This is a genomic window from Bradyrhizobium sp. CCGUVB1N3, from assembly GCF_024199925.1.
GTDB lineage: Bacteria > Pseudomonadota > Alphaproteobacteria > Rhizobiales > Xanthobacteraceae > Bradyrhizobium.
Window position 1 is genome coordinate 3,930,073 of sequence record NZ_JANADR010000001.1, and the last position, 23,059, is coordinate 3,953,131.

The following is a 23,059-nucleotide window of genomic DNA, read 5'->3' on the forward strand; positions in this document are numbered from 1 at the left end:
CGTCATGCCGAAGCCAACAGCCTCGCGGCTGCGGGCATTGCTGCGCTACGACCCGTCCACGGGAGTGTTCACCTGGCGCGTTGACGGTCGAGGGTGTTACCAGCGCAAGGGCGCAAGGGCCGGAACGATCAACAGCAAAGGCTATCGGCAAATCTGCATCGATGGAGCGATCCATCTCTGCGGTCGGCTCGCCGTGCTTTGGATGACGGGCCGCTGGCCCATCGAACTTGTCGATCACCACAACCGCGTCAAGGACGATGATCGCTGGAGCAATCTGCGCGACGCCGACTATTCGCAGAATGGCGCGAACAGCCTAGCGCGAAAGGGCTGCAAGGGCGTCGTCCGCGCGCGGGGCAAGTACGAAGCGCGCATCAAGGTCAATTACCGAACGATCTATCTCGGCCGCTTCAATCGGCCAGAGGACGCGCATGCCGCCTATTTCGCCGCCGCCGAAAAGCACTTCGGTCAATTCGCGAGGAGGGCCTGATGGACGAGCGCGTCAAGCAGGACATCGAGCCGGATGACGGTGAAACTTATGAAGATTGGATGGATAGGTGCCTCGACGAACTCGGCGACGAGGACGCCTGCCAGCTGATCTGGGACAACGAGGGCGATGACGACGAGTGCGCTGCGACCGGCATCAAGCACAAGACGCGCGCGGGCCAGCTCACCGGCCTCGAGTTCGTCCTCTCGGACGAAACGCCGGACCGCATGGACGATGTCATTCTCAGCGACGGCTGGGACCTGAAGAACTTCAAGCGCAACCCGATTGCGCTGTTCAATCACAAGAGCGACTTCCCGATCGGGAAGTGGAGCAACCTGCGCGTCGAGAACAAGCAGCTCCGGGGTCAGCTTGAGATGGCCCCGTTCGGCACGTCCGAGCGCATCGATGAAATCAGGAAGCTGATCGACGCGGGCATCCTGCGCGCCGTCAGCGTCGGCTTCAGACCGCTCGAAAGCAAGCAGCGCGAAGGCAGCGACTGGGGCGTGACCTTCGTTCGAAGCGAGCTGGTCGAGACGTCGCTGGTCGCAGTGCCAGCCAATCCAAACGCCTTGGCCGTGGCCAAGTCGCTGAACATCTCCCCGCAAACGATGGACCTCCTGTTCGCCAAGCACGGCAGCATAGACGCGAGGACCAGACGTCGCGGGATCACTGGCGAGCAAGCCAAGACATCTCGTAATCGAAAGGGCAGCGCCATGTCTGGCCTGGCTCAACGCATTACCGACTTGGAGGCGCAGATCGTCGCCAAGCGGGACCTCCTCGAAGCCCATCTCGCCAAGATGGACGACAGCAACGTCAGCGACGCCGACCTGGAGATGACCAGCAGGTTCAATTCCGACATCGCCCAGCTCGAAAAGACCCGCTCGGCGCTGGTCGACTCCGAGAAGCTGCTGGCGAAGTCCTCGGCCGACGGCAACGGCGCAAGCCGCAGCCGCTCGCTCTCGACGACCGTGATCACGGGCGCGGATCGCGAGCGCATCGCCGCTCCCGCGATCATCGTCAATCGCAAGAAGGACCTCGATCTGCTCGACTACATCGTGCGCGGCGCCACGGTGGCGGTGATCGCCAGGGTGACCAACAAGTCGGTCGAGGAGACGCGGCAGCGCATCTACGGCGACGACGAAGGCACCAAGGCCATCGTCGAGATCGTCACCCGCGCGGCTTCGGCCCCGGCGATGACCACCGTCACCGGCTGGGCGCAGGAACTGGCGCAGACGACCTATGCCGATCTGATGCCGCTCCTGATGCCGAAGGCGATCCTGACCCGCCTTGCGCCGAAAGGCCTGACGTTGGACTTCGGCACCTCTGGCCGCATCGTCATCCCGACCCGCTCGCGCACGCCGTCGCTGGCTGGCTCGTTCGTCGGCGAAGGCATGGCGATCCCCGTTCGGCAGGGTGCGTTCACCTCGCAGACGCTTACGCCGAAGAAGATGGCCGTGATCTCGACCTGGACACGGGAGATGGGCGACCATTCCGTTCCCGCGATTGAGGGCCTGATCCGCCAGGCGATCCAGGAGGACACCAGCGTCGCCGTCGACTCGGTCCTGATCGACGCCAACCCGGCGACCACGATCAGGCCCGCTGGCCTGCTCAGCGGCGTGGCGGCGACCGGCGCGACGGCGGGCGGTGGCATCGCGGCGCTGGTCGGCGACATTACCGCGCTGATCAACTCCATCAGCACGGCGACCTACGGCAACGTGCGCAATCTGGTCTGGCTCGCCAACCAGACCGACTTGCTGCGGGCCTCGCTGCTCTCGGCGGCCAACATCGGCATCTTCCCGTTCAAGGCAGAGATCGCCGCCGGTTCGCTGAACGGCATCCCGATCATCGACAGCGCCACGGTCGCTCCGAAGACCCTGATGCTGGTCGATGCTGCCGACTTCGCCGTCGTCGGCGGCGAGGCTCCGCGCATGGAGATGAGCGACCAAGCCACGCTGCATATGGAGGACACCAACCCGACCGATCTGGTCGCTGGGTCGCCTGGCACGGTGGCCTCGCCGCAGCGCTCGCTGTTCCAGACGGACTCGCTCGCTCTGCGCATGGTGATGCCGCTCAACTGGGTCCAGCGCCGGGCAGGCACCGTCGCCTGGACGCAGAACGTCACCTGGTGACCAGCGCTGACCGTGCGCTGTCTTGAGCAGCGCACGGCCATCCCCAACGAGGAGGATTTCCCCATGACGACCAAACTTGCAGACGATCCGCAGACCGAGGCCGCTAAGAAAGCGGTCGCAGACGAGAAGAAGGCCAGCGACAAGTCGCGTACCGAGTTTGCCGAGCGCACCAAGGGCAAGCCGACGCCGACGCAGGAGGAGAATGATCTCGCGATGTGCGGCGCGCATATCCTTGAGCACGAGGACGATGGCAGCGGTCCCGACCCGCACCAGGCCAAGGTCCTTGAGGCCGAGAAGCCGAGCGCGCGGCCTGCCGGGAACTACCAGACCAGGTCGGCGCATCGCAGCGAGTGACCGGGTGTGGGAGACTGGCTGTCGCGCGTTGCCAATCGGCTGATCGGAAAGACCGAGGGCGAATACCATCCCGGCCCATGGTATTTGCCGATCACGGGCGGCTGGATTCCCGCTGGCGTGGGCGATTATCTGAACTGGTGGCAGAAGGGTTACGACCTTATCGGGCTGTCAGCGCAATCGGCCATGGTCGAGGCCTGCGTCTCGGCCTATGCGCAAACCGTCGCCATGTGCCCCGGCGATCACTGGCGGCTCAACAGCAAGGGCGGGCGTGACCGGGTCAAGAACTCGGCGCTCGCCCGTTTGCTGCGTCATCCCAACGACTATCAGTCGATCAGTGATTTCCTGCTGAATGCGACGCGGGCGCTGTACCTCGACGGCAACTGCTATGCGCTGGCGCTGCGGAACGACCGCTACGAGGTCGACGAGCTGCACCTGATGAAGTCGGAGCAGTCGTTTCCGCGCATCGCGGTCGGCGGCGAAATCTTCTACCAGTTGCACGGTAACGACGTGATCTCGGCGCGGCTCGGTGAGTCCACGGTCCTGGTGCCGATGCGTGACGTGTTGCATATCCGGCTGCACACGCTGAAGCACCGCTATCCGGTGCCGCTGATCGGCGAGAGCCCGATCGTCGCCGCCTATGGCGACATCGGCGTCGGCAACGCCATCGCGCGGCAGCAGCAGTCCTTTTACATGAACGAGGCGCGGCCCTCGGCGGTGCTGTCCACCGACCTGGTGCTGGACAAGGACCAGGTCCAGGCGCTGCGCGACCGCTGGAACGACCAGGCCAAGGGCCTGCACCAGGGCGGCACCCCGATCCTGACGGCGGGGCTGAAGGTCCAGCCCTGGTCAGTCGCCGGCAGGGACGCGGCGACCGCCGAGATGCTCAAGCTGACGAACGAGCACATCGCGCTCGCCTTCCGCATCCCGCTGCAGATCCTCGGTCTCGGCGGCGCAGCCTACGGCTCGACCGAACTGCTGATGCAAAGCTGGATCGCTTCGGGCCTCGGCTTCTGCCTCAACCACATCGAGGAAGCCTTCGGCGTGCTGTTCGGGTTGAAAGGCCAGCCCGACGAATATGTCGAGTTCGATACGGCGGCATTGCTGCGGTCGGCGATGAAGGATCGCATCGAAGCGCTGGCGCGCGGGGTCCAAGGCGGCATCTTCGCGCCCAACGAGGCCCGTCAGCAAGAGGGCCTCGATGCTGTCGCGTTCGGCGACGAGCCGCGCGTGCAGCAGCAAGTCGTCCCGTTGAGCGCAGCGGGCAAAATCCCGGCATCGCCTGCGCCGCCATCGGCTCCACCGGCACCGCTCCCGTCCGAAAAAGGCAATCGCGATGACATTCAACGGGAAGTCAGAAACCTATTTAGACTCACCGAGCACATCGGACGGCGGCGACTTGCTCCTTGACGCCTGGCGCGAGGCCCTGGCTCAGGTGCTGGAGGCCCAGCAGTGGCAATGGCAGCGCGAGCGCGCCCTCATCGAGGCGCAAGCCGCAGCGACCGTTTCAGAGTTCAGGGCCCACGTCTCGGAGCTGAAGGCCCAGCTCGCGACGCTGCGCGGCGAGTTCGCTGAGCTGATCAATGCGCGCCTGGCCGAACTGCGGAACGGCGCGGATGGCGCAGCGGGTGAGCCTGGACCTCCAGGCCTGCCTGGCCTTCCCGGCGAGAAAGGCGAACCAGGCGAGCGAGGTCTGCAGGGCGAGCGTGGACCAGAGGGCGGGCTCGGCGAGCGCGGCGATCCCGGTGAGCCCGGGCTGCAAGGTGAGCGCGGGCTTGACGGTGCCCCCGGCGAGCGCGGCGAGAAAGGCGATCCAGGCGAACGCGGCGATCCCGGCGAGCCCGGGCCGCAAGGTGAGCACGGGCTTGACGGTGCCCCCGGGGAACGCGGCGAGAAAGGCGATCCAGGTGAGCGCGGCGATCCCGGCGAGCCTGGGCCGCAAGGTGAGCACGGGCTTGACGGTGCCCCCGGGGAACGCGGCGAGAAAGGCGATCCAGGCGAGCGCGGCGATCCAGGTGAGCCCGGGCTGCAAGGTGAGCGCGGGCTTGACGGTACCCCCGGGGAACGCGGCGAGAAAGGTGATCCCGGCAAGCGCGGCGATCCAGGTGAGCCGGGGCCACAAGGCGAGCCCGGAGAACAGGGCGAGCGAGGACACGATGGCGCGCAAGGCGAAAAAGGCGATCCCGGCGAAAAAGGCCAGGCAGGCGGCGAAGGCCCCCAAGGCGAACCCGGTCCGCGCGGCGAGCAAGGCGAGCGTGGCGAAAAGGGCGAGCCCGGTCAGGACGGCAAGAACGGCGCGCCGGGGGAGCTGAAGTGCGCGAGCCCGTTTGCCGAGGGCTCCGTCCACTATGAGGGCGATATCGTCACGCACCACGGCTCGACCTACCAGGCCAGGTGCGACACCGCTCGCGCACCGCCACATTCCGATTGGTCCTGCATCGCGGCTGCGGGCCGTAACGCCACCATGCCGATAATCTGCGGCACCTATCGCGAAGGCGAGACGTACAAGTTCCTGAACATCGTGGCGCTCAACGGCTCCGCGTTCGTCGCGCGCTGCGATGATCCGGGACCGTGCCCAGGCGACGGCTGGCAGCTGATCGCCTCGGCGGGTCGCCAGGGCAAGCCGGGGCCGAAAGGCGAGCGCGGCGAGCCTGGTCCGCGCGGACTGCCCGGAACGAACGCTGCGGCCATCGTTCGGTGGGAAGTCAACCGCGCGGCCTACACCATCACACCCGTCATGTCGGATGGCAGCCAGGCCGCGCCGATCAACGTCCGCGCGCTGTTCGAGCAGTATCACGAGGAAAGCGATGGCTGACATCAGCGTCAACGTGATCACGCCAGCCGCCAGCTACGACCTGGCGTCGCTCGACGAGATCAAGGCGCTGATCGGCATTGCGTCGACTGACACCAGCGAAGATGACCTGTTGCAGATGTGGATCACGACCTATTCCGACATCATCGCAACGACGTGCCGCCGGGTCTTTGCCAAGGAAACGGTCCTCGAAACCTGGCGCGGTGACACCAAGCCGTTCGATACCGACAATGGGCGGGTCTTTCTCACACACTATCCGGTCGCTGATGGCGACATCCAGTCTGTCACCGGACCCGATGGCGCGGACCTTAGCGGCACCTACGAGTTGGAGAACGCCAGCGGCAAGCTGCAGTTTTTCAACACGTCCTGGAGCGAGCCGATCCGCATCACCTACACGGGCGGCTATGAGCTGCCCGACGAAGCGCCGCCCGCGCTCAAGCAGGCGCTGGCGTTGCTGGTTCAGAGCGCGCGGGTGTGGCAATCGCGCTCGATGACGGCGGGCGTGCGCTCGATCTCGCATCGCGAGTCGCGTGTGCAGTTTTTCGACGTGAACCAGGCGCTGGAGAAGATGGGCGGCCCAGGGCCGCTCGGCATGGCGGCCGGAATGGTTGAGCCGCTGCTGTCGGCGTACATGCGCTACTATGTTTGAGATCAAGGTCGAAGGCGTCAGCGAACTGCTGAAAAACTTCGACACGTTCGGCAAACAACTCGACGAGCTTCATAAGCAGGCGCCCGAGGAGCTGGTCGACTGGCAGCGCACCGACATGCGCCGCAAGTATCCGAACATCACCGTCAGCCAGGACCAGGACGAGACGACATCGGAAACCGACATCTGGCCGCGCTCGCGAAACGAGCAGCCCGGAAGCGGCTTCCGCAGGCCCAGGCGGCCGGCGCTCGCAGCGCCGAAGCAGTATCGCGCGAAGGGCGCGGGCCGCGCGCCGCCGTCGACGCGCCCGATCCTGCGCACAGAGCTGTTCACCAAGCTGGTTGACCGGATGACGAGGCTTCTGACCGAGGCGATGAAATGGCCGTGAACCTGGACGTGCTCTTGCAGTCGCCCATCTTCGATTTCTGGGCGGTTGATTGCACGTTCGTCCCGCTGAAGTCGCAGCCGTCTGCAGGCAGCTATCCGGGGCGCGGCATCCTCAACACCTATTCGACCGACGTGACCGCGCTCGACGGCTCGCTGTACTCCGACCAGCGCACTATCCTCGACATCCGCGAGAGTGAGTTCGCGGCGCTGCCGATGCAGAACGATCACGTCATCATCCCGGTCGACTGCAACAATGTGCCGAAGGGCGAGTACCAGATCGTCGATGCGGTCAGCGATGGCGGCGGACAGACCATGCTGACCATCCGCAAGTACGAAACGGTCATGTGATGGGCGTTACCGACACGCAGAGCTATTCGCACGTCATCCGGAACGTGTTCTTCGATGCGGTGTCGGCCGACCCCTTCTTTGCGAGCTACACCTGTCGCAAAAACAAGATGCTGGTCGCTCGGCCCGAGTACCTGCCTTATCTCGGCGTCTACGTCCTCGAGGAGACGATGCTACCCGACGGCGACGGCAACGCTGGCGAGGTACGCTTCATCCATGCGCTGCGCATCGGTTTCTCGGTCCTGATGGCCAACAACGACCAGGACGCGCTGGAGGCGCAGCTCGACGCTGCCTGCTGGCGGATCATGAACCGGCTGTGGCTGGACGAGTACATCATGAACCTGCTGGACACGATGAACCCGAACACCGGGAAGCAGAACCCCGATAACACCAGGATCGAGAGCATCGAGCGCGGCGTGCGCCGCTATGTCTGGGGCAATTCGGCGTTCAACAACGAAACCCCAGTCGGCGAGGTGCAATACGACATCACCTGCCGCCACCGCACCTATTGGTCGCCGGTCATCCCGGACGATCTGCTGACCATCGAGATGCAAACCGGCATCAAGCCAGGCGACACCCAGGACGAGATGGGTCAGCGGCAGCAGCTGCACGCTGTCTATCAGTTCGACCCATCAAGCTTCAGCGCGAAGCGGGAGTTCAAGCAAAGGAGCAAGGGCTATGGCCGTTAGCAAGGCATCGCTGCGCGGGCTGCGCATGAACGAGCGAATGGAAAAGATGCGGGAGGCCAACAAGGCGGCACAGAAAACCGTCCGCGTGACACCCGCGAACCACATCATGCGTCGGCTGTTGAAGCACCCGCACGCTGGCGGCTTCCCCAAGGAAGGCGGTGCGGAGTGGCCGGATGATCGCTTCACGAAGCGCCGGATCGCGGATGGCGACATCACGCGCGAGGACGACGCGCCCAAAGACCGAAGTCGATCCCATCGAAGGCAAGAAGATAGCAGCGCCGCCTAATAGTGTCGGCGCGCTATGCTTATCTTCCGCTTTGTTTCTTCTGAGTGATGGCGGCCAGACATCGCGTTGTGTTTGCCATCGCGCCGGATTGCTTCGAATGCCTTCTTGACGGCCTGTTGGGTGCGCTTGCGCTCTGAGTGGTCGGAATAGCGCCGCAAGGCAGCTTGCCGAATCTTCTCGCGATGCTCTGGCGATTTCGCGACTCCGCGCAAACCGCGACCGTCGGTGAAGCCGCCTCGGCCACGATTCCAGCCGATGCCAGGGCGCGGTCGCAGCTCTGCTGCGTAAGCCAAACACTCAGCCTTCGATGCTTCGAGCAGCATCTTGACCTGAAAACCAGCAGGCAGGCGACGGCTTCGCCGATGGGCATAGAGCCGGCGCTTCAAACAGCTCGTCACTCCAACCCAACCGTGAAGCCACGGTGAATTGCAGCTGTCGTCGTGCAGACAATACACCATCCACTGAGGAGATAGGGCCATGCCAATTTCGTTCGCAAATGTGCCATCGAACATTAAGGTCCCATTGTATTGGGTCGAAGTGGACCCTTCTATGGCGGGCCTGCCGACGATCAACCTGCGCGCTCTGCTGGTCGGCGTCGCGAAAGGCGGCACGGCCGAGCCTGATATTGCGGTGCCCATCGGCAGCCAGGCCCAGGCTGATGCACAATTCGGCGAAGGCTCCGAGCTGGCGCGGATGTTCAAGGCTTTCTTCGCGAACAACTTCGCCAACGAGATCTGGGGCCTGCCGATGACCGAGCCGACCGGCTCAATGGCGGCCACTGGCGATATCGTCATCACGACCGCGCCGACCGAAGCTGGCACGATCCATCTCTACGTCGCGGGCGATTATGTCCCCGTCAACGTGCTGACGACCGACACGCCGACGGCGATTGCCCAGGTGATTGCCGATGCGATCAACGCCGACACCGGGCTGCCGGTCACGGCGGCGGCGGTGACGGGCACTGTGACGCTCACCTCGGTCTTCAAGAGCATCAACGCCAACGAGATCAACGTCTCGATGAACTATTACGGCTCGATTGGCGGCCAGCAGACGCCGGTCGGCCTCGGTATCACCTTGCCCGCGACCGGCTTCCTGACCGGCGGCACCGGCACGCCCCCGTTCACCACCGCGATCACCAATCTTGGCGATGAGCCGTTCGAGTACGTTGCGATGCCGTACACCGACAGCAATTCGCTGTTCGAGTGGGACCAGGAATACGGCTTCACCGACCAGGGCCGCTGGGGCTGGCGGCGCGAGCTGTTCGGCCATGTCATCTCGGCCAAGCGCGGCACCTATGCCGCGCTGCTCACATTCGGCGACACCATGAACAGCGGCGTCGAGTCCATCATGGGGTTCGAGGTCGCTTCCCCGTCGCCGTCCTTCGAATGGGCGGCGGCCTATACGGCCAAGACGCAGCGGGCCTTCATCAACGACCCGGCGCGACCGCTGCAGGCGTTGTCGCTCAACCAGATCAAGGCCGCGCCGATCCACCAGCGGTTCGATTTCGTGGAGCTGAACTCGCTCGCATCGAACGGCATCGCGATCCAGAAGATTGGCGCGGACGGCCAGCCGATGATCGCCCGAGAGCAGACGACCTACCAGCTGAACCTTTATGGCCAGCCGGACGATGCTTACGAGCTGATGACCACGCTGGCGACGCTGGCGAAGCTGCTGCGCAACCAGAAGCAGGCGATCACCTCGAAATTCCCGCGGCACAAGCTCGCCAACGACGGCACCAAGTTCGGCCCAGGCCAGGCCATCGTCACCCCCGGCATCATCAAGGCCGAGCTGATCAACCAGTATCAGCAGGATATGTACGACGGCCTGGTCGAGGACCTGGTCAACTTCAAGCGCAACCTCCAGGTCGAGCGCGACCCGAACGACCCGAACCGGGTCAACGTGCTGTACCCGCCCGACCTCATCAACCAGCTGCGCATCTTCGCGGTGCTTGCGCAGTTCAGGCTGCAGTACGACCGCGGCATCGACACCCAGATCATCGGCCAGCCGCAGCCGCCGTTCAACGCGGCGTCGGGCGCGTCCTGACCGGTGGCACCAATCCGACTGCGGCTTCTCGGTCAATGCAATAAATGCAGGACAATTTATCCGGAAGAAACGGATGATTTTTTTCCACGGCATACACGGCGTGGCCGACTGGAGTTGCGCGCGACATGCAAGGCATGCGCCTCTGGGCAGAGCCAGAGTTACGGCGAGGCGCATGCAGACAAAATCAGGGAATACAATCGAAACCGGGCCACCCGTCCCGAATATCGCGCAACGATGCAGCGTGCTCAGCGCCGATTTCGTGCCAAGCCGGGGTTCAAAGAAATTGAAAGAGCGCGCTATCGGCGCGCTACGCAAACGGCTGAAGGCCAAGTTAGGTTTCGTGTCAAAAACAGCCGCCGCCGCGCACGCATAAGAGGTTCTGCGCGGCATCATACAGCTGCTGCTGTCCTGCAGGCGTTCGAAGTGCAGGATGGACACTGCTTCTATTGCGCGGCAGATCTGTCAGCAACGGCTTGGACGGTCGATCACCTCATCCCTCTCATACGCGGCGGCAGCGATGGTCCAGAGAACATCGTGGTCGCTTGCCCATCCTGCAATTTTCGGAAGGCCGATCGCACTCCAGAGGAGTTTGCGGCTGGCATATCTCATAGGAGGAAAATGTGGCGCAAAGGATTGCTGGTATAGCGTTCCTCACTGTCGATGGGACGCAATTGGCGCTGCGCGGCAACTTCACCGTCAGCCCGTCACCGGTCGAGCGCACCATGATCGCAGGCCAAGACGGCGTGCACGGCTATCAGGAGCTGCCGCGCGTGCCGTACATCGAGGGCGATCTCTCGACGTTGCCGGGTTTCTATTTGGAGGACTTGCTCGCCGAGACCGATGTCACCGTCGTCGCCCAGCTTGCCAATAACATGCAGTACATCCTCACGGGCGGGACCTGCAAAGGCGGCTTCGAGAACAACACGCGCGATGGCCAGGTGCGCGTGCGCTGGGAGGGCATCACCTGCCAGGAGGTTAGCCTCGCATGAACGTAGCGCCGAAACGAGAAGGCTTCGTCGACGGGAGGCCCACGCCGAAGGTCATTGACGCCGAACCGCTGCCGCAGTCAGAAGCCAAGCCGTCGCGCGCGATGCCGCCGCCCGAGGTCGAGCCGTCGCCCGCCGAGCAGCCGCCGATGTGGCAGGATGAATGGCCGCTCAAGGTCAAGCTGATCAACAAGCCCATTCACAACAACAAGGGCGAAAAGATCACGGAGCTGGTCTTGCGGGAGCCCCGCGCGGGCGACATCAACCGCTACGGCAATCCGGTGCGCATCAACCAGGACGGCGACGTGGTCTGGGACGAGCGCAAGATGACCTACATGATCGCGGCGCTCTCGGACATCCTCGCGCCGTTCATCGAGGACATGCATCCTCGCGACTGGAATACGGTGGCGATGAAGCTCCGAAATTTTTTTCTGCCCGATCCACGGGCCTGGTAGGCGACGAGGACGAGATCATCCTCGACTGCTACCGCCTGGCCCGCTGGTACCACGTCAGCCCCGAAGTTTTCCTGTCGATGCCGTTTAGCGACGTGCGCATCCACCTTGAGCGCACCGCCACGCTGGATCGCAGGCAGCAACCCCCGAAAGACGACGACTGATGCCCACGGAGCAAGAGGAGCTGAAGCTTATCGTCTCGCTGGTCGATAACGCTTCGCCTGGCCTCGACAAGATCGTCGAAAAAACCAAGGAGATGGGTGGGCCGCAGGTCAAGGAAGCCCACGAGAAGATGCGGCGTGGGACCGAGGAGCTGAGCAAAGCCTTCAAGGAAATGACAGGCGGCTTCGGCGAAGCTTTCAAGGCGCTGGGCTCATTCCGGGGCGGTCTGGTCGCTGGTGCTGGCGGCCTGGCGCTGTTCGGCGTCGAGATGACCAGGCAGGTCGCCGAGATGAAGAAGTGGGCCGAGGAGCTGCGCGGCATCAGCCAGGCGGCAAAATCCATCGGCGTCGATCCCGCCTCGATGAAAAATATCATCAGCCAATTCGAGGCTGTCGGGGTCAGCGCGGACCAGACGCAAGCCAATCTCGGTAAGATGGCCGAGGCGGTTGCCGACTTCAACCGCCAGGGCAGCGCGCTGCGCCGCGAACTGCTGCACATGGCGGGACCGACGCCAGAGGCGCAGGCGAATATGCGCGAATTCCTCGACAAGGTCGTCCGCGCCAGGACCGAGGAAGAGCGATACAACGCGGTCGCCGAGGCCCGCAACAACGTCCTGAAGAACGCGCTGGCCAACGGCTACACGCTCCAGGAAGCGACTAATCGTGCGAACGCATTCGCCTCGCACTTTTGGGACAAGACGATGGAGGCGAAGGAACGCCTCAACCAGCTGTCGGCGGAAGAGCAGCGCATCCAGAACGAGCGGATCGCCAAGGCGCGCGAGTTCGCCAACATCACGGGCGACATCGCTTCCGAATGGGCCGACATCATCGAGGAGCTGAAAGCGCCGTTCCTCGACCCCGCGATCAAAGCGGCAAAGGTGTTCCTGGAGGTCAGCAAGGAAATCCACGAGTGGCTGAAGAAGAACTACGAGCTGGCGAAGCCTGACGAGGCCAAAAAGTCGATCCAGGACACGTTCGGCAAATTCCGTGGACCGCTGCAGCTCGGCACGCCGCAGGCCGAGGAGCAGAAGAAGACCACCGAAGAAAACACCGAGGCCCAGAAGCAGCTGAAGCAGTCGAACGATCAGCTCATCGACGCGCTGAAGCAGCAGGGCTACTCGCCGATGAGCTATACGGGCGGCGGCGTCGGCCGCAATCCGTTTCTGCAGAACGCGAGCTTTACCACGGGTGGGCCGCGGGGCTTCAGCTACGGCGGCGGTGGTGGTTATGGTCCGTTCGGCGGCGGGCGCGGCTTCGGTGGCGGTGGTGGTGGCGGCGGCAACAGCAGTTACGGCGGCGGCGGCTCGGGCGGCTATGGCGGCGGCGGTGGTGCGCCGTATGGCAGCGACACGGGCGGCGAGACGGGCGGCCCTCAGAGCGGTCCCGCAGGCGATCCCAGCGTGCCGTCCGACATCCTGGCCAAGGCGCGTTCGGTCGCGCTGCACGGCGGCCCGCGCGCTGTCGAGCAGTTCATGGCCAGCCAGGGCTATCCCAAGCAGGGCAGCTGGTGCGGCGAGTTCGCGGCGTCCGTCGTCAAGTCGGTCGGCGGCACGCCACCAAAGGGCGCGGCCATCGCATCGAATTGGCGCAATTGGGGCACCCCGGTCGCACCGGGAGACGTGCAACCTGGCGACATCGCGGTCGCGGATCGCGGCGTGCGAACCGGAGCGACGGGTAGCCACGTCACTATCGTTGAGGACATCAACCGGAAGGCCGGGACCTTCACCGGCCTCGGTGGCAACCAGGGGCGCGGGTTCGAGTCGCAGTTTGCGCTGAAGGGCTACAGCTTCCGTCGCTCGACCGGCGAACCGCCGAACGGGCAGACTGCAGGTCCCGGCACGGGCGCAGGCGCTGGCGGCACGCCAGCAACAGCGGACGGAGCCAAGGGCGCGGGCGGCGACCAGCGCGCCGCGATGATGGCAGAGGTCAACCAGGACCCTGCCACGAAGCAATTGCTCTATCGGATGATGCGTTCCGAGGGCGGCGGCGCTCCCACGGTCGAGGCGCTGTTCAATCGCACGCAGATGATCCGGCAGAAGGTGCCGGGCTACAAGATCGGCGACGAATTGCGGAGCGGCTTCTATGGCCCGATCAACCGGGGCCAAACTGGCGGCCCTCTCAGCGAGAACGAGCGGGCGAAATACGACAAAACGCTGGGCGAAGTGGTTGGCGGCAGCGACTACATCCAAGGCCGCACCAATCAAGGCATGGCGTCCGATCCCGGCGCGGGTCTTCCGGGTCGCGTGCCGGTGCCGGGCTCACATGAGGTCTACAATTATTGGGAAGGCCGACGCAAAGGCGTCAACTTCTCAGTCGCCGACAGCGCGCGGTTTGCACGCGAGCGGCTCGATAGCCGGATGGCTGCGGCCAACAAGGTCGAGGGCTCGGGCAAGATCAGCGTCGACGTGAACGCGCCGAAGGGCACCAAGGTCGACGCCCAGGGCGGCGGCATCTTCAAGGACGTTGAGATCAATCGGCAAACCCAGATGGAGCGCGCGAGAAGCGGGCCCGAGACGATATCGATATGAGCACCATTTTCGAGATCACGCCGAACAAGCCGAGCTGGCGCGACGACTGGGTTCGCGCGACCTACAACAACGCGCCCTTCCATTGCGAGGCCAACAGCCGCGAGAGCGGGCGGCGCATTGTCGAACATCAATTTCCGAAGAAGGAATATCCCTATGCCGAGGACATGGGGCGCATGGCGCGCGAGTTCACCATCCGCGCCTATTGCATCGTCTACGCCCGCGACGATGACGATCTGTTTCGCACCGACTATCGCAAGGTGCGCGACCGGCTGATCGATGCGCTGGAAACTGAAGGCCCAGGCATTCTGCAGCTCTCGACGCAGCCGCCGCAGACCGTGGTGGTGGCGAAATATCGGATGACGGAGGAAGAGCGCTTCGGCGGCTTTTGCACGTTTGACATCACTTTCCTCGAGTACGGCACCGACCCGCTGTTCGATCCCGGCCAAGAGGACACCCAGGCAACCGTCGCGAACGCCTCGCAGGCCGTGCGCGACCAGGTGCAGCGCACGCTTGCGCCGCCGTCTCCGTCCATCGGCACAGGAGCGATTGAGGTATGAAGCGGACCGACGCGAACGAGGCTGCGCCGCTCGTTGACCGCATGCTGGCGCATTTGCTGTCGTTCGTTCCAGCCAAGGGGCGTCCCGGCATCGATGCGAGGACCGCCATCGGCGACACGCGGGCGAACGCATACAAGCTGCTGATCGGCGATGCGATGGGGCCGCCCCTCGACAACTGTTTCGACCAGGCTTGCCAGGCAGGCGTCAGCTGGCAGCAGCTCGAAAAGGTGCGCAGCCAGATCGTCCAGGAGAAGCCGGTTTCGCTTGGCGCGGTGCTACTCCAGAACGCTGGCATCCGCCTCTGCCTGGCGACGGAGGCGCACATCATCGCGGGGATGGCCTTCGTCAGCCGCCAGCAGGTCGATGCGATCAAGGCTGCGCTGTTTCAGCCGTTCATGGACAGCGAGGAGGTTGCCGCCGACGACATGGATCAGATGACCTTCCAGTCGCTGATCACGCTGCACGGGGCGATCAGCAATCATCTCGTGCAGACCGCGCTGCCGCTGCCGCGCATGCTCAACTATCAATTTTCCAAGCCGCTGCCGAGCCTGGTCATGGCGTACAAGCTTTATAGCGATGCATCGCGCGCCGACGAGCTACGCGACGAGAACAAGATCGTGCATCCCGCCTTCTGCCCGATGCTCGGCGAAGCCTTGTCGGCGTGATCGATGCCAAAGCCGCAGGAGACTGCCGTCCTCGTCGTCAACGGGCTCAAGTTCGAGGACTGGGAATTCGTCATGGTCCGGCGCAACTGGGGCGACTCCTACGCTTATTTCCAGTTCAGCGCAGCCGAGCGCGACCCGATCTTCAAGCAAGGCAGTCCATTCCCCGATTGGCAGAAGCTGCAGTTCAAGCCCGGCGATCATTGCAGCGTCTATCTCGCAGGCTTCCTGGCGATCACCGGCTTCATCGAAATCCGCCAGGTCGCCTATGACGCCTTCAGCCATGGCGTGATGCTGGTGGGAAAGAGCTACACCGCAAACGGCGGCAAGAGCAGCGTCGATACCCAGACCGGCAGCTTCGACAACAAGAACCTAGCGCAGATCGCGCAGGAGGTCTGGGCTCCTTACGGCGTCGGCGTCAAGACCATCGGCCAGCTCGATCTGACGCCATTCGACAAGCTGCAGAACAACAAGGGCGAGCCGGTCTGGGACTTCATGGAGCGCATTGCGCGGGATCGCGGGGCGCGGCTGGCGTGCGATGCCTTCGGCAACTTCCTGCTGATCGGCCAGCACACGTCGCCCATCGTCGCCGGTCTGATCGAAGGGAAAAACATCCTGTCGTGCCAGTGCATCATCGACAGCACGATGGTGTTCGAGACCTATGATGTGCACGGCAGCTCGCAGGGCAGCGACGATCACAACGGCACCGACGCGAGCGAGCAAAAGGCGACGGCGAGCACGGGCGTGGGGAACGTCCTCTACAGCAAGCTGATCACGCCGATCGAGGAGTCCGTCAAGTCGCAAGGCGAGATGCAGGCGCGGGCCAACTACGAGAAGATGTGGCACGACGGCACGCACATCCAGGCGACCATTACCGTGCAGGGCTGGCTGCGCGAAGGTGTGACGCTCTGGAGCGAAGGCGAGCACGTCCATGTCTATTCGCCGATGGCGATGCTCGACACTGAGCTCGCCATCCAGCAGGTGATTTTCACCCAGGACGACAAGAAGGGCAGCATCACCGTGCTCAATTGCGTCGATCCCGAGTGGCTGAACGCCCAGCCGAGCTACAGTGTCGGCCCGACCAGCACGTCCAAGCCGCCCAGCATTCCGCCGAACCAATCGGCCAATTCAGTGTGAAGGAACGCACATGCACCGTGCCACACCGCTCAACAGCTCGCTCCGGGGCTATTCCGCTGGCGGTGCGCGCGGCGTCGTCGATCAGGTCGATGACAGCAAGCTGATGCAGGAAATGGGCGGAAACTTCATGGCCAACGAGACGCGCAGCGGCGTCGAGGCCCCGCAGAACTATGGCTTCACCTCGGTCGTCTTCGACGCCGAGAAGGACGCCATGGGCAAGATCAAAGCGAGCGCGGAGCACTTCTCGGCCTTCATCGGCGGCAGCCGCTCGTTCCCGGTCGCTGGTTCGATGGATGATCGCCGCCACCGGCTCTACAAGCTGGAGAAAGGCGACACCGCGATGTTTCGCGGGCGCGGCGACAAGCAGCAGTTCCACCTGTCGCAGGATGGTGGCTTCTGGACCGCGCCGCAGGACAAGACCGTTCGCATGCATTTGCTGCAGGAGGACAGCGAGAGCAACGCAACGATGAACCAGGGCGGCGGCTCCAGCGGCTCGGGCGGCAGCTCGTCAGGCGGCCACGCGGCTGCCCGTGACGCGAGCGGCGGTTCAAGCAGCGGCGGCGGCCAGCAAGGTGGCCAGCAGCAGAACCGAGGACAGCAGGCGCGCTACAAGGACGGCCAGAAGTCGCCGATGTTCGTCGAGGTCACCAAGGACAAGACGCGGATGGGCGGCAACCAGTGTCACCTCGCGCTCGCCGATGGCAAAACGTACCTGCACTGCCACACCGACAAGCAGGTTTATGTCGGCGCGGAGGCAGGCAAGGCATCCTTCGATTACCTGGTCACGCTGTCTGGCCCGTGCGTCAACTCGCTCGGCAAGATCGGGTGAACAATGCCAGCGGGCTACAATGTCCCTGACATCCGGCTCGTCCAGAACAACGTCTTTCCGCAGTATTCCGTCACGGTCGATTGGTCGCTGCTGCCGGATGGCACGCTCGATGATACCCAGGCGCTGGCCACCGCGATCATCGTCGCGCTCGGCACCAACGCGCTCGCTGGCCCGAACGATATCCTGCCCGATCCCGACTCCAGTGATCGCATGGGCTGGTGGGGCGACATGGACGCGCAGGCGATCTGGGGCGGCTGGGATATCGGCTCCAAGCTGTGGCTACTGCGCCGCTCGAAGATCACGCCTGCCCAGGCGCGGCAGGGTTCCACGCTGGTGATGGTCGAGAACTACATCGCCGCTGCGATCCAGCCGTTCGTCGACCGCAAGATTTGCTCGGGCTTCGATGTGTGGGTGACCCGCGTCGACACGCAGCGGATCGATGCCCTGCTGCGCATCTATCGCGGGCCTCTTCCTGAAATCGAGCTTCGCTACGCCGTCCTCTGGGACGCAATGCAAACATGAACAAAGAGAAACGCAGGGCATATCTCAGGCGTTGGGAAGCGGCACATCGGGAAGAGCGAAATAAGCCGCGCGGCAACTACAAAGAGCGTGCGCGGCGATATCGCCAAAGGCATCCTGAGAAGCGGTGCGAGGCTGAGGCACGACGGCGTCGTGATCCAGTAGAACGAGCGGCAGACGCAATCGGCCGCAAAATGCGTCACATCATAAGCGGCAGCTTTCCAAGCGACATCACCGCGCTCGGTTACGATGGCGACGTATTGAGACGCCACATCGCAGCACAATTCCTGCCGGGAATGTCGTGGGCCAACTACGGCGAATGGCACGCCGATCACATCAGGCACGTTCCGCTTGCCTGACGAGATGTTGGAATGCTTCGCGCTATCCAATCTGCGGCCACTCTGGGCCATCGACAACGTCACTCACGGGAAACGAGATGCCCTGGCAGACCCCTTCCTTACGCGCCGTCCGTGAACTGGTCCGCGATGCGGTCAACGCTTCATTGCCTGGAGCGGATGCCAACGTCCCGAACAGCGTGCTGCGGGTTCTCTCGGATAACCAGGGCGCGCTCTGCCACTTGACGCTGCAATATGTCGACTGGCTGTCGCTGCAGCTTCTGCCCGACACCGCCGAGACGGAATGGCTCGATAGGCACGGGCAAATCTGGCTGGTCAACGCGGACGGCTCGACCGGCCGCAAGATGGCGACGCTCGCGATCGGTTCGGCGCAATTCCAGGGCATCATCGACGGCACGGTGGTCCCGGCCGGGACGCAATTGCAGAGCGCGGTCGAGCTGCCGGTCAATTTCAGCTCGCCGAATACGGTGGCGACGTTTGAAACCCTTGAGGACATCACCACGTCGGCGAGCGTGCCGGTCACCGGCAACATCCGGGCGGTCGATGCCGGATCATTCGGCAATCTACCGGACGGATCGGGGCTGTCGCTCAACCCGACGGTCCCTGGCGTCATCAGCACGGCCTTTGCCTACGCTCTGACTGGCGGGACCGACACCGAGACCGACGACGAGCTGCGCGCCAGGATTTTGCAGCGCATCCGCAACCCGCCGATGGGCGGCGCGCAAGCTGACTATGTCTCCTGGGCTTTAGCTGTTCCTGGCGTCACGCGGGCCTGGGCCAATGTCGAGCAAGGCATCGGCACCATGACCGTCCGCTTCATGATGGACGATCTGCGCGCCGACAACGACGGCTTCCCGCTGCCGGAGGACATCGCGACGGTCGGTGCCTACATCGACAAGATGCGGCCCGTCACCGTGAAGGATTGCTTCGTCGCCGCGCCGATCAAGTACTTCCTCGACCTGACCATCGCGGACCTCAACCCGAACACCGACGAGTGCAAGGCCGAGATCGAGGCGCAGCTCAAGGACATGCTGTTCCGGATGGCCGCGCCTGGCCAGACGATCTTCTCGGCGTGGATCAGCGCTGCGATCATGAAGGCTCCGGGCGTGATCTCGCTCGATCTGGTTACCAACAACGACTTCGTCATGCCCAACATCGGCAGCATGGCGGACTTGGGTACAATTCTCTACGAGTAAATGAGCAAGAGCCGCAAGCGTAACCTCGATCGTCAGCGGGAGTGGCGGCGCGCGAATGCGGATAAGGTCCGTGGCTACGACCGCAAGTCGTACCTGAAGCACAAGGAGAAACGCTTGGCAAAATCCGCGCGCTGGAAAGCGGATAATCCAGAGCGCGTTCAAGAATATTCGACACGCAAGGAGCGGTGCGCGCAGCGAACCGCATACCAACGCCGGTTTTATGCAAAGAAGCTTGGCTTTGCCGAATGTGTCGAGTACCCACCGCCACCGACTGATAGCAAATGCGCGATCTGTCACCGAGAGTCGCCGCTTGCCCTCGACCATGACCATGAGACTGGACAATTTCGAGGCTACATATGTCGCGACTGCAATCTGGGGCTTGGCAAGCTGGGCGACAGTATCGAAAGCATTCGGCGCGTGCTTCAGTATCTGGAGCGTAGCCAATGAGCGACCGGCATATCCGCCGTGCCGGAAGTGACTATCGCGATGCCTTCCTCGAATTGTTGCCGCAGGGCCAGGCGTGGCCGAAGCATTCCACTGATAGCGTGCTCTGGCAGGCCTGCGACGGACTGAACAATTACTGGGGCTATGTCGATGGGCGCGCCGCCAATCTCCTGGAGATCGAGAGCGATCCGCGTAAGACCGTTGAGCTGCTGCCAGACTGGGAACGCAACTGGGGCCTGCCTGATCCCTGTTATACCGCGCCGCAGACGATAGCCCAGCGCCAGGCCGCACTCGTCGCGCGCATGACGCTGTACGGCTCGCAGTCGCGAGAGTTCTATATCAACTTCGCGGCTTTCCTCGGCTACACGATCACCATCACCGAATATCGCCCGTTCATGGTCGGCATCGACGCTTGCGGGAATAATCGCGTCTATGGCGACGGCACCTTCATGCAAGATCAGTGGGGCCGCCCGATTCTCACTCCGGACGGCACGCCGCTCCAGAACGGTGAGCTGAGCGAGTGGCCGAACTACGGCCTCGGGCCGCCTGAGAACCGCTATTACTGGACCGTGCACGTCCACCAGGCCGACCTGCACTGGTTCAGGTGCGCATCGGGCCAGTGCGGCGTCGATCCGCATCTGCGCATCGGTCGCGCGCAGGACCTCGAATGCATCCTGGACCGCTGGAAGCCCGCGCACACGCAGATCATCTACGACTACACGGACCTTCATCCTCGCGATCCGATGGAAGGGACGCCCTAGCGATCCAAACATTTTCAATCTGAGAACACAGCGTTCCGCAGGTTTGCGGGACGCCGTGAGAGGACGCGCGCATGCTCTACATCCAGCCCTATGGCGTGAGCGATCCGAACGCGCCCTACATCAACGGCAATCCGGCGACTGGCACGCAGGGCTCAATCCCGCCAGCCGCGTCCATCGAGTATCCGCAGCGCGAGATCGTCAACCTGATCAGTGACGGCGGGCTCGTGCCTGATAACGCCGACCTGAGGCAGCTCGGTCAAGGCGTGCAGGGCGGCAAGCTCAATTACGCGCTCGATGCCGGAACGGCGAATGCCTATCAGGTGACGCTGACCCCGGCACCGACCGCCTTGCGCGCCGGTCTCGTCGTGCGGATGAAGGTCGGCAATGCGCCCACCGGGCCGTCAGTGCTCAACGTCAACGCGCTCGGCGCAAAGCCGATGAAGAAGCGCGGCAATAAGGACATCCAGAGCGGTGACTTCGCCGCTGGTGACGTCATTGAGTTGGTCTATGACGGCACCGTGTTCTTCCTCATCGGCGCAGACAGCGTCACGATGCTGGGCGCATCGCTGGATTACTACGTCGCAACCACCGGCAGCGACACGCTCAACGATGGAAGAACGGCAAGCACCCCGTTCGCGACAATCCAACATGCCATCAATGTAGCTCAGACTTTCAATCTCAACGGCTATAGCGTCACGATCCACGTGGCCAATGGTGTCTACATCGGACAGACCGTTGCTCCGCCGATGAACGGCTCAGGCTCGATCAATATCCTCGGCAACGAGGCGACGCCATCCGGTTGCCAACTCACGTGCAGCACCGGAACGACATTCATTCTTTATGGCAGCGGTTATCTTGTCGCTGGCTTCCAGATCAGCAACACCGGGACGACGGCCGGTACCGGCGATCCGGGCAATTGCCTCTGGTCGCATGGCAACAATGGCGCGGTGACTGTTCGCAACATGCAATGGGGGTCGGCTGTTGCCGCTCAGGTCGCTGCGACTGACGGAGGTACGCTTGGCATTACGGGCAACCACATCATCTCGGGTGGCGCTTCTTGGTTTGCATGGGTGCAAATCAACTCTCTGATCATCTGTGATCCGGTCAATCGACCGACTGTGAATGTCATCAACCCGGTGTCGTACTCCGGACCGTTCATCAATGCGAATTGTCTGGGCGTCTGGGCAAACCAGCTTGGGACAATCACCGGTTATGGGAACGTCAGCGGGAAAAAATACGACGCTGAATTGAATGCCATCATTGCCACTGGCGGTGCTGGCGTCAATCACTTCCCCGGCACTGTGGCAGGTACGACAGGCTCAGGCGGACAGTACGGTTAGGAGCAGTGACGATGGTCATAACCTATAATCCGACCGATTGGTATTGGCTCGCCGACGACGGGCGCATCTTCTCCAGCTCGAAGCAGACCAAGATCGCCTCGGATGAGGCAGACTATGCGGCGTGGAGCGGAATGGGTGGAGTGCCCACGGCGTGGCCGCGCGACATCCAAGGCAACCAGACCGACCGCGCCCTGCAGGAGGTGCTGCAGCCCTACAACATCTTCGTGACGCTGGAAGCCTATGCGGCCTATGTGCGCTGGACGAGCGAAACCCTCAGTCTCGTCATCAATGGCTATGTGGTCGGGACCGACGATAGATCGAAGCTGATGATCATCGGCGCGCGGAACGCGGCAGGGAACGACCCGCAATTCACCACCGATTGGGTGACGGAGGACGGCAGGCTGGTGCCGATCGACGCACGGCAGATGATCGATTTGTCGGATGGCGTGCAAGATCACATTGGGTCCTGCTTCGCGATCTACTCGCAGGTCAAGGCTGGGATCGATAGCGGGGCGATCACGACGCACGAGCAGATCAACGATGCGTTTGTGAACATCCCGCTGTCGAAGAAGCTGGAGAACGTGTTCAAGTCGAAGCCGAAAGGCAAGAAATGACCACGGTCAACATCAGCACCGAAAGCGACGCCGACTTTCGGCGCGCGTTCGTCTACCAGACGGTGGATGGCGCACCGATCGATCTGACCGGCTGGACATTTCACATGATGCTGCGGCCTCACGTCGAGGATGCCACCGTGTCGATGGAATTGACGACCGAGAATGGACGCATCGCCCTGGTCGATGCCGTCAACGGCAAATTTGAATTGGTTGTTCTGCAAGCGGACTTGGAGCAGCTTGCGGCGCACGAGTATCAGCAATCGTTGATTGCGAGCAACTCTGGCGCGCAAATCCGTATCTGGCGCGGGACCTGGGCTCATAGCATGGGACCGTCGCGATGACGGA

Annotated in this window: 30 protein-coding genes; 28 read left to right on the forward strand and 2 right to left on the reverse strand. The window is 63.3% G+C overall.

Going from position 1 to position 23,059, the window contains the following annotated elements:
- The first annotated feature begins 4 nt into the window (after nucleotides 1–4).
- The 4 genes from NLM33_RS18710 to NLM33_RS18725 all read left to right on the forward strand — a co-directional run bounded on the left by NLM33_RS18710 (nucleotide 5) and on the right by NLM33_RS18725 (nucleotide 4,374).
- Nucleotides 5–487, forward strand: coding sequence for an HNH endonuclease (locus tag NLM33_RS18710; RefSeq protein ID WP_254096591.1), 483 nt, complete (start codon nucleotides 5–7; stop codon nucleotides 485–487).
- A complete protein-coding gene (locus NLM33_RS18715) occupies nucleotides 487–2,613 on the forward strand; it encodes a phage major capsid protein (protein WP_254096592.1) in 2,127 nt (708 codons plus the stop codon). The genes NLM33_RS18710 and NLM33_RS18715 overlap by 1 nt, the downstream gene beginning before the upstream one ends.
- A gap of 63 nt (nucleotides 2,614–2,676) precedes the next feature.
- Nucleotides 2,677–2,967 (forward strand): hypothetical protein, encoded by a 291-nt coding sequence (locus tag NLM33_RS18720; RefSeq protein WP_254096593.1) that lies wholly within the window; start codon nucleotides 2,677–2,679, stop codon nucleotides 2,965–2,967.
- Between the two features lie 6 nt (nucleotides 2,968–2,973).
- Nucleotides 2,974–4,374: a phage portal protein gene (locus tag NLM33_RS18725; protein WP_254096594.1), complete on the forward strand. Its 1,401-nt coding sequence runs from the start codon at nucleotides 2,974–2,976 to the stop codon at nucleotides 4,372–4,374.
- 97 nt (nucleotides 4,375–4,471) lie between these two features.
- Here NLM33_RS18725 and NLM33_RS18730 read toward each other — a convergent pair whose 3' ends face one another.
- Nucleotides 4,472–5,335 carry a hypothetical protein gene (locus NLM33_RS18730; protein ID WP_254096595.1) on the reverse strand — a complete coding sequence of 288 codons (864 nt, stop codon included), beginning with the start codon at nucleotides 5,333–5,335 and terminating at the stop codon, nucleotides 4,472–4,474.
- Between the two features lie 93 nt (nucleotides 5,336–5,428).
- On the opposite strand from NLM33_RS18730, the gene NLM33_RS18735 reads away from it, so the two are divergent.
- The 6 genes from NLM33_RS18735 to NLM33_RS18760 are packed head-to-tail and all read left to right on the forward strand — an operon-like array spanning nucleotide 5,429 to nucleotide 8,129.
- Entirely contained in the window at nucleotides 5,429–5,779 is a 351-nt protein-coding gene (locus NLM33_RS18735; protein ID WP_254096596.1) for a hypothetical protein, read from the forward strand.
- Nucleotides 5,772–6,425: a hypothetical protein gene (locus tag NLM33_RS18740; RefSeq protein ID WP_254096597.1), complete on the forward strand. Its 654-nt coding sequence runs from the start codon at nucleotides 5,772–5,774 to the stop codon at nucleotides 6,423–6,425. The genes NLM33_RS18735 and NLM33_RS18740 overlap by 8 nt, the downstream gene beginning before the upstream one ends.
- Nucleotides 6,418–6,810, forward strand: coding sequence for a hypothetical protein (locus NLM33_RS18745; protein WP_254096598.1), 393 nt, complete (start codon nucleotides 6,418–6,420; stop codon nucleotides 6,808–6,810). Before NLM33_RS18740 ends, NLM33_RS18745 begins: the two co-directional genes overlap by 8 nt.
- Entirely contained in the window at nucleotides 6,801–7,157 is a 357-nt protein-coding gene (locus NLM33_RS18750; RefSeq protein WP_254096599.1) for a hypothetical protein, read from the forward strand. Before NLM33_RS18745 ends, NLM33_RS18750 begins: the two co-directional genes overlap by 10 nt.
- Nucleotides 7,157–7,843 carry a hypothetical protein gene (locus NLM33_RS18755; protein ID WP_254096600.1) on the forward strand — a complete coding sequence of 229 codons (687 nt, stop codon included), beginning with the start codon at nucleotides 7,157–7,159 and terminating at the stop codon, nucleotides 7,841–7,843. The genes NLM33_RS18750 and NLM33_RS18755 overlap by 1 nt, the downstream gene beginning before the upstream one ends.
- Before the next feature lie 37 nt (nucleotides 7,844–7,880).
- Nucleotides 7,881–8,129 carry a hypothetical protein gene (locus NLM33_RS18760; RefSeq protein WP_254096601.1) on the forward strand — a complete coding sequence of 83 codons (249 nt, stop codon included), beginning with the start codon at nucleotides 7,881–7,883 and terminating at the stop codon, nucleotides 8,127–8,129.
- Here NLM33_RS18760 and NLM33_RS18765 read toward each other — a convergent pair.
- Nucleotides 8,126–8,641, reverse strand: coding sequence for an NUMOD3 domain-containing DNA-binding protein (locus NLM33_RS18765; protein ID WP_254096602.1), 516 nt, complete (start codon nucleotides 8,639–8,641; stop codon nucleotides 8,126–8,128). The genes NLM33_RS18760 and NLM33_RS18765 overlap by 4 nt on opposite strands.
- Before the next feature lie 37 nt (nucleotides 8,642–8,678).
- Here NLM33_RS18765 and NLM33_RS18770 point away from each other — a divergent pair, with 37 nt between their 5' ends.
- The 18 genes from NLM33_RS18770 to NLM33_RS18850 all read left to right on the forward strand — a co-directional run bounded on the left by NLM33_RS18770 (nucleotide 8,679) and on the right by NLM33_RS18850 (nucleotide 23,055).
- Entirely contained in the window at nucleotides 8,679–10,172 is a 1,494-nt protein-coding gene (locus tag NLM33_RS18770; RefSeq protein WP_254096603.1) for a phage tail sheath C-terminal domain-containing protein, read from the forward strand.
- A gap of 172 nt (nucleotides 10,173–10,344) precedes the next feature.
- Nucleotides 10,345–10,545: a hypothetical protein gene (locus NLM33_RS18775; RefSeq protein ID WP_254096604.1), complete on the forward strand. Its 201-nt coding sequence runs from the start codon at nucleotides 10,345–10,347 to the stop codon at nucleotides 10,543–10,545.
- 50 nt (nucleotides 10,546–10,595) lie between these two features.
- A complete protein-coding gene (locus tag NLM33_RS49675; RefSeq protein ID WP_371930116.1) occupies nucleotides 10,596–10,817 on the forward strand; it encodes an HNH endonuclease in 222 nt (73 codons plus the stop codon).
- Complete coding sequence (locus NLM33_RS18780) at nucleotides 10,793–11,161, forward strand: phage tail tube protein (RefSeq protein WP_254096605.1); 369 nt, start codon at nucleotides 10,793–10,795, stop codon at nucleotides 11,159–11,161. Before NLM33_RS49675 ends, NLM33_RS18780 begins: the two co-directional genes overlap by 25 nt.
- Nucleotides 11,158–11,613: a phage tail assembly protein gene (locus NLM33_RS18785; protein ID WP_254096606.1), complete on the forward strand. Its 456-nt coding sequence runs from the start codon at nucleotides 11,158–11,160 to the stop codon at nucleotides 11,611–11,613. Before NLM33_RS18780 ends, NLM33_RS18785 begins: the two co-directional genes overlap by 4 nt.
- A gap of 160 nt (nucleotides 11,614–11,773) precedes the next feature.
- Nucleotides 11,774–14,299, forward strand: coding sequence for a CHAP domain-containing protein (locus NLM33_RS18790; RefSeq protein ID WP_254106195.1), 2,526 nt, complete (start codon nucleotides 11,774–11,776; stop codon nucleotides 14,297–14,299).
- Nucleotides 14,296–14,856, forward strand: a complete 561-nt coding sequence (locus NLM33_RS18795) for a DNA circularization N-terminal domain-containing protein (protein WP_254096607.1) — start codon at nucleotides 14,296–14,298, stop codon at nucleotides 14,854–14,856. The genes NLM33_RS18790 and NLM33_RS18795 overlap by 4 nt, the downstream gene beginning before the upstream one ends.
- Nucleotides 14,853–15,521 (forward strand): hypothetical protein, encoded by a 669-nt coding sequence (locus NLM33_RS18800; RefSeq protein ID WP_254096608.1) that lies wholly within the window; start codon nucleotides 14,853–14,855, stop codon nucleotides 15,519–15,521. The genes NLM33_RS18795 and NLM33_RS18800 overlap by 4 nt, the downstream gene beginning before the upstream one ends.
- A gap of 3 nt (nucleotides 15,522–15,524) precedes the next feature.
- Nucleotides 15,525–16,655, forward strand: a complete 1,131-nt coding sequence (locus NLM33_RS18805) for a phage baseplate assembly protein (RefSeq protein WP_254096609.1) — start codon at nucleotides 15,525–15,527, stop codon at nucleotides 16,653–16,655.
- A 10-nt stretch (nucleotides 16,656–16,665) separates the two neighbouring features.
- Entirely contained in the window at nucleotides 16,666–17,484 is an 819-nt protein-coding gene (locus NLM33_RS18810) for a phage baseplate assembly protein (protein WP_254096610.1), read from the forward strand.
- A 3-nt stretch (nucleotides 17,485–17,487) separates the two neighbouring features.
- Complete coding sequence (locus tag NLM33_RS18815; protein WP_254096611.1) at nucleotides 17,488–18,006, forward strand: phage GP46 family protein; 519 nt, start codon at nucleotides 17,488–17,490, stop codon at nucleotides 18,004–18,006.
- The gene (locus NLM33_RS18820; protein WP_254096612.1) at nucleotides 18,003–18,362 is read left to right on the forward strand and encodes a hypothetical protein; all 360 of its coding nucleotides are present in this window, start codon (nucleotides 18,003–18,005) and stop codon (nucleotides 18,360–18,362) included. The genes NLM33_RS18815 and NLM33_RS18820 overlap by 4 nt, the downstream gene beginning before the upstream one ends.
- Nucleotides 18,363–18,439: 77 nt before the next feature.
- A complete protein-coding gene (locus NLM33_RS18825; RefSeq protein WP_254096613.1) occupies nucleotides 18,440–19,555 on the forward strand; it encodes a baseplate J/gp47 family protein in 1,116 nt (371 codons plus the stop codon).
- On the forward strand, nucleotides 19,556–20,002 hold the full coding sequence (locus tag NLM33_RS18830; RefSeq protein ID WP_254096614.1) for an endonuclease domain-containing protein: 447 nt from the start codon (nucleotides 19,556–19,558) through the stop codon (nucleotides 20,000–20,002).
- A complete protein-coding gene (locus tag NLM33_RS18835; RefSeq protein ID WP_254096615.1) occupies nucleotides 19,999–20,760 on the forward strand; it encodes a YmfQ family protein in 762 nt (253 codons plus the stop codon). The genes NLM33_RS18830 and NLM33_RS18835 overlap by 4 nt, the downstream gene beginning before the upstream one ends.
- A 71-nt stretch (nucleotides 20,761–20,831) precedes the next feature.
- Nucleotides 20,832–22,100: a hypothetical protein gene (locus tag NLM33_RS18840; protein ID WP_254096616.1), complete on the forward strand. Its 1,269-nt coding sequence runs from the start codon at nucleotides 20,832–20,834 to the stop codon at nucleotides 22,098–22,100.
- An 11-nt stretch (nucleotides 22,101–22,111) separates the two neighbouring features.
- Nucleotides 22,112–22,714 (forward strand): DUF4376 domain-containing protein, encoded by a 603-nt coding sequence (locus NLM33_RS18845; protein WP_254096617.1) that lies wholly within the window; start codon nucleotides 22,112–22,114, stop codon nucleotides 22,712–22,714.
- Nucleotides 22,711–23,055, forward strand: coding sequence for a hypothetical protein (locus NLM33_RS18850; protein ID WP_254096618.1), 345 nt, complete (start codon nucleotides 22,711–22,713; stop codon nucleotides 23,053–23,055). The genes NLM33_RS18845 and NLM33_RS18850 overlap by 4 nt, the downstream gene beginning before the upstream one ends.
- The last annotated feature ends 4 nt before the right edge of the window (nucleotides 23,056–23,059 follow it).

Coding starts and splice junctions, on each gene's coding strand:
- NLM33_RS18720 (WP_254096593.1), top strand. CDS start 2,677: ATGACGACCAAACTTGCAGACGATCCGCAGACCGAGGCCGCTAAGAAA.
- NLM33_RS18770 (WP_254096603.1), top strand. CDS start 8,679: ATGGCGGGCCTGCCGACGATCAACCTGCGCGCTCTGCTGGTCGGCGTC.
- NLM33_RS18735 (WP_254096596.1), top strand. CDS start 5,429: ATGCCGATAATCTGCGGCACCTATCGCGAAGGCGAGACGTACAAGTTC.
- NLM33_RS18775 (WP_254096604.1), top strand. CDS start 10,345: ATGCAGACAAAATCAGGGAATACAATCGAAACCGGGCCACCCGTCCCG.
- NLM33_RS18750 (WP_254096599.1), top strand. CDS start 6,801: ATGGCCGTGAACCTGGACGTGCTCTTGCAGTCGCCCATCTTCGATTTC.
- NLM33_RS18710 (WP_254096591.1), top strand. CDS start 5: ATGCCGAAGCCAACAGCCTCGCGGCTGCGGGCATTGCTGCGCTACGAC.
- NLM33_RS18845 (WP_254096617.1), top strand. CDS start 22,112: ATGGTCATAACCTATAATCCGACCGATTGGTATTGGCTCGCCGACGAC.
- NLM33_RS18755 (WP_254096600.1), top strand. CDS start 7,157: ATGGGCGTTACCGACACGCAGAGCTATTCGCACGTCATCCGGAACGTG.
- NLM33_RS18830 (WP_254096614.1), top strand. CDS start 19,556: ATGAGCAAGAGCCGCAAGCGTAACCTCGATCGTCAGCGGGAGTGGCGG.
- NLM33_RS18745 (WP_254096598.1), top strand. CDS start 6,418: ATGTTTGAGATCAAGGTCGAAGGCGTCAGCGAACTGCTGAAAAACTTC.
- NLM33_RS18815 (WP_254096611.1), top strand. CDS start 17,488: ATGCCAGCGGGCTACAATGTCCCTGACATCCGGCTCGTCCAGAACAAC.
- NLM33_RS18765 (WP_254096602.1), bottom strand. CDS start 8,641: ATGTTCGATGGCACATTTGCGAACGAAATTGGCATGGCCCTATCTCCT.
- NLM33_RS18850 (WP_254096618.1), top strand. CDS start 22,711: ATGACCACGGTCAACATCAGCACCGAAAGCGACGCCGACTTTCGGCGC.
- NLM33_RS18740 (WP_254096597.1), top strand. CDS start 5,772: ATGGCTGACATCAGCGTCAACGTGATCACGCCAGCCGCCAGCTACGAC.
- NLM33_RS18825 (WP_254096613.1), top strand. CDS start 18,440: ATGCCCTGGCAGACCCCTTCCTTACGCGCCGTCCGTGAACTGGTCCGC.
- NLM33_RS18820 (WP_254096612.1), top strand. CDS start 18,003: ATGAACAAAGAGAAACGCAGGGCATATCTCAGGCGTTGGGAAGCGGCA.
- NLM33_RS18835 (WP_254096615.1), top strand. CDS start 19,999: ATGAGCGACCGGCATATCCGCCGTGCCGGAAGTGACTATCGCGATGCC.
- NLM33_RS18840 (WP_254096616.1), top strand. CDS start 20,832: ATGCTCTACATCCAGCCCTATGGCGTGAGCGATCCGAACGCGCCCTAC.
- NLM33_RS18785 (WP_254096606.1), top strand. CDS start 11,158: ATGAACGTAGCGCCGAAACGAGAAGGCTTCGTCGACGGGAGGCCCACG.
- NLM33_RS18760 (WP_254096601.1), top strand. CDS start 7,881: ATGGAAAAGATGCGGGAGGCCAACAAGGCGGCACAGAAAACCGTCCGC.
- NLM33_RS18810 (WP_254096610.1), top strand. CDS start 16,666: ATGCACCGTGCCACACCGCTCAACAGCTCGCTCCGGGGCTATTCCGCT.
- NLM33_RS18805 (WP_254096609.1), top strand. CDS start 15,525: ATGCCAAAGCCGCAGGAGACTGCCGTCCTCGTCGTCAACGGGCTCAAG.
- NLM33_RS18790 (WP_254106195.1), top strand. CDS start 11,774: ATGCCCACGGAGCAAGAGGAGCTGAAGCTTATCGTCTCGCTGGTCGAT.
- NLM33_RS18800 (WP_254096608.1), top strand. CDS start 14,853: ATGAAGCGGACCGACGCGAACGAGGCTGCGCCGCTCGTTGACCGCATG.
- NLM33_RS18795 (WP_254096607.1), top strand. CDS start 14,296: ATGAGCACCATTTTCGAGATCACGCCGAACAAGCCGAGCTGGCGCGAC.
- NLM33_RS18715 (WP_254096592.1), top strand. CDS start 487: ATGGACGAGCGCGTCAAGCAGGACATCGAGCCGGATGACGGTGAAACT.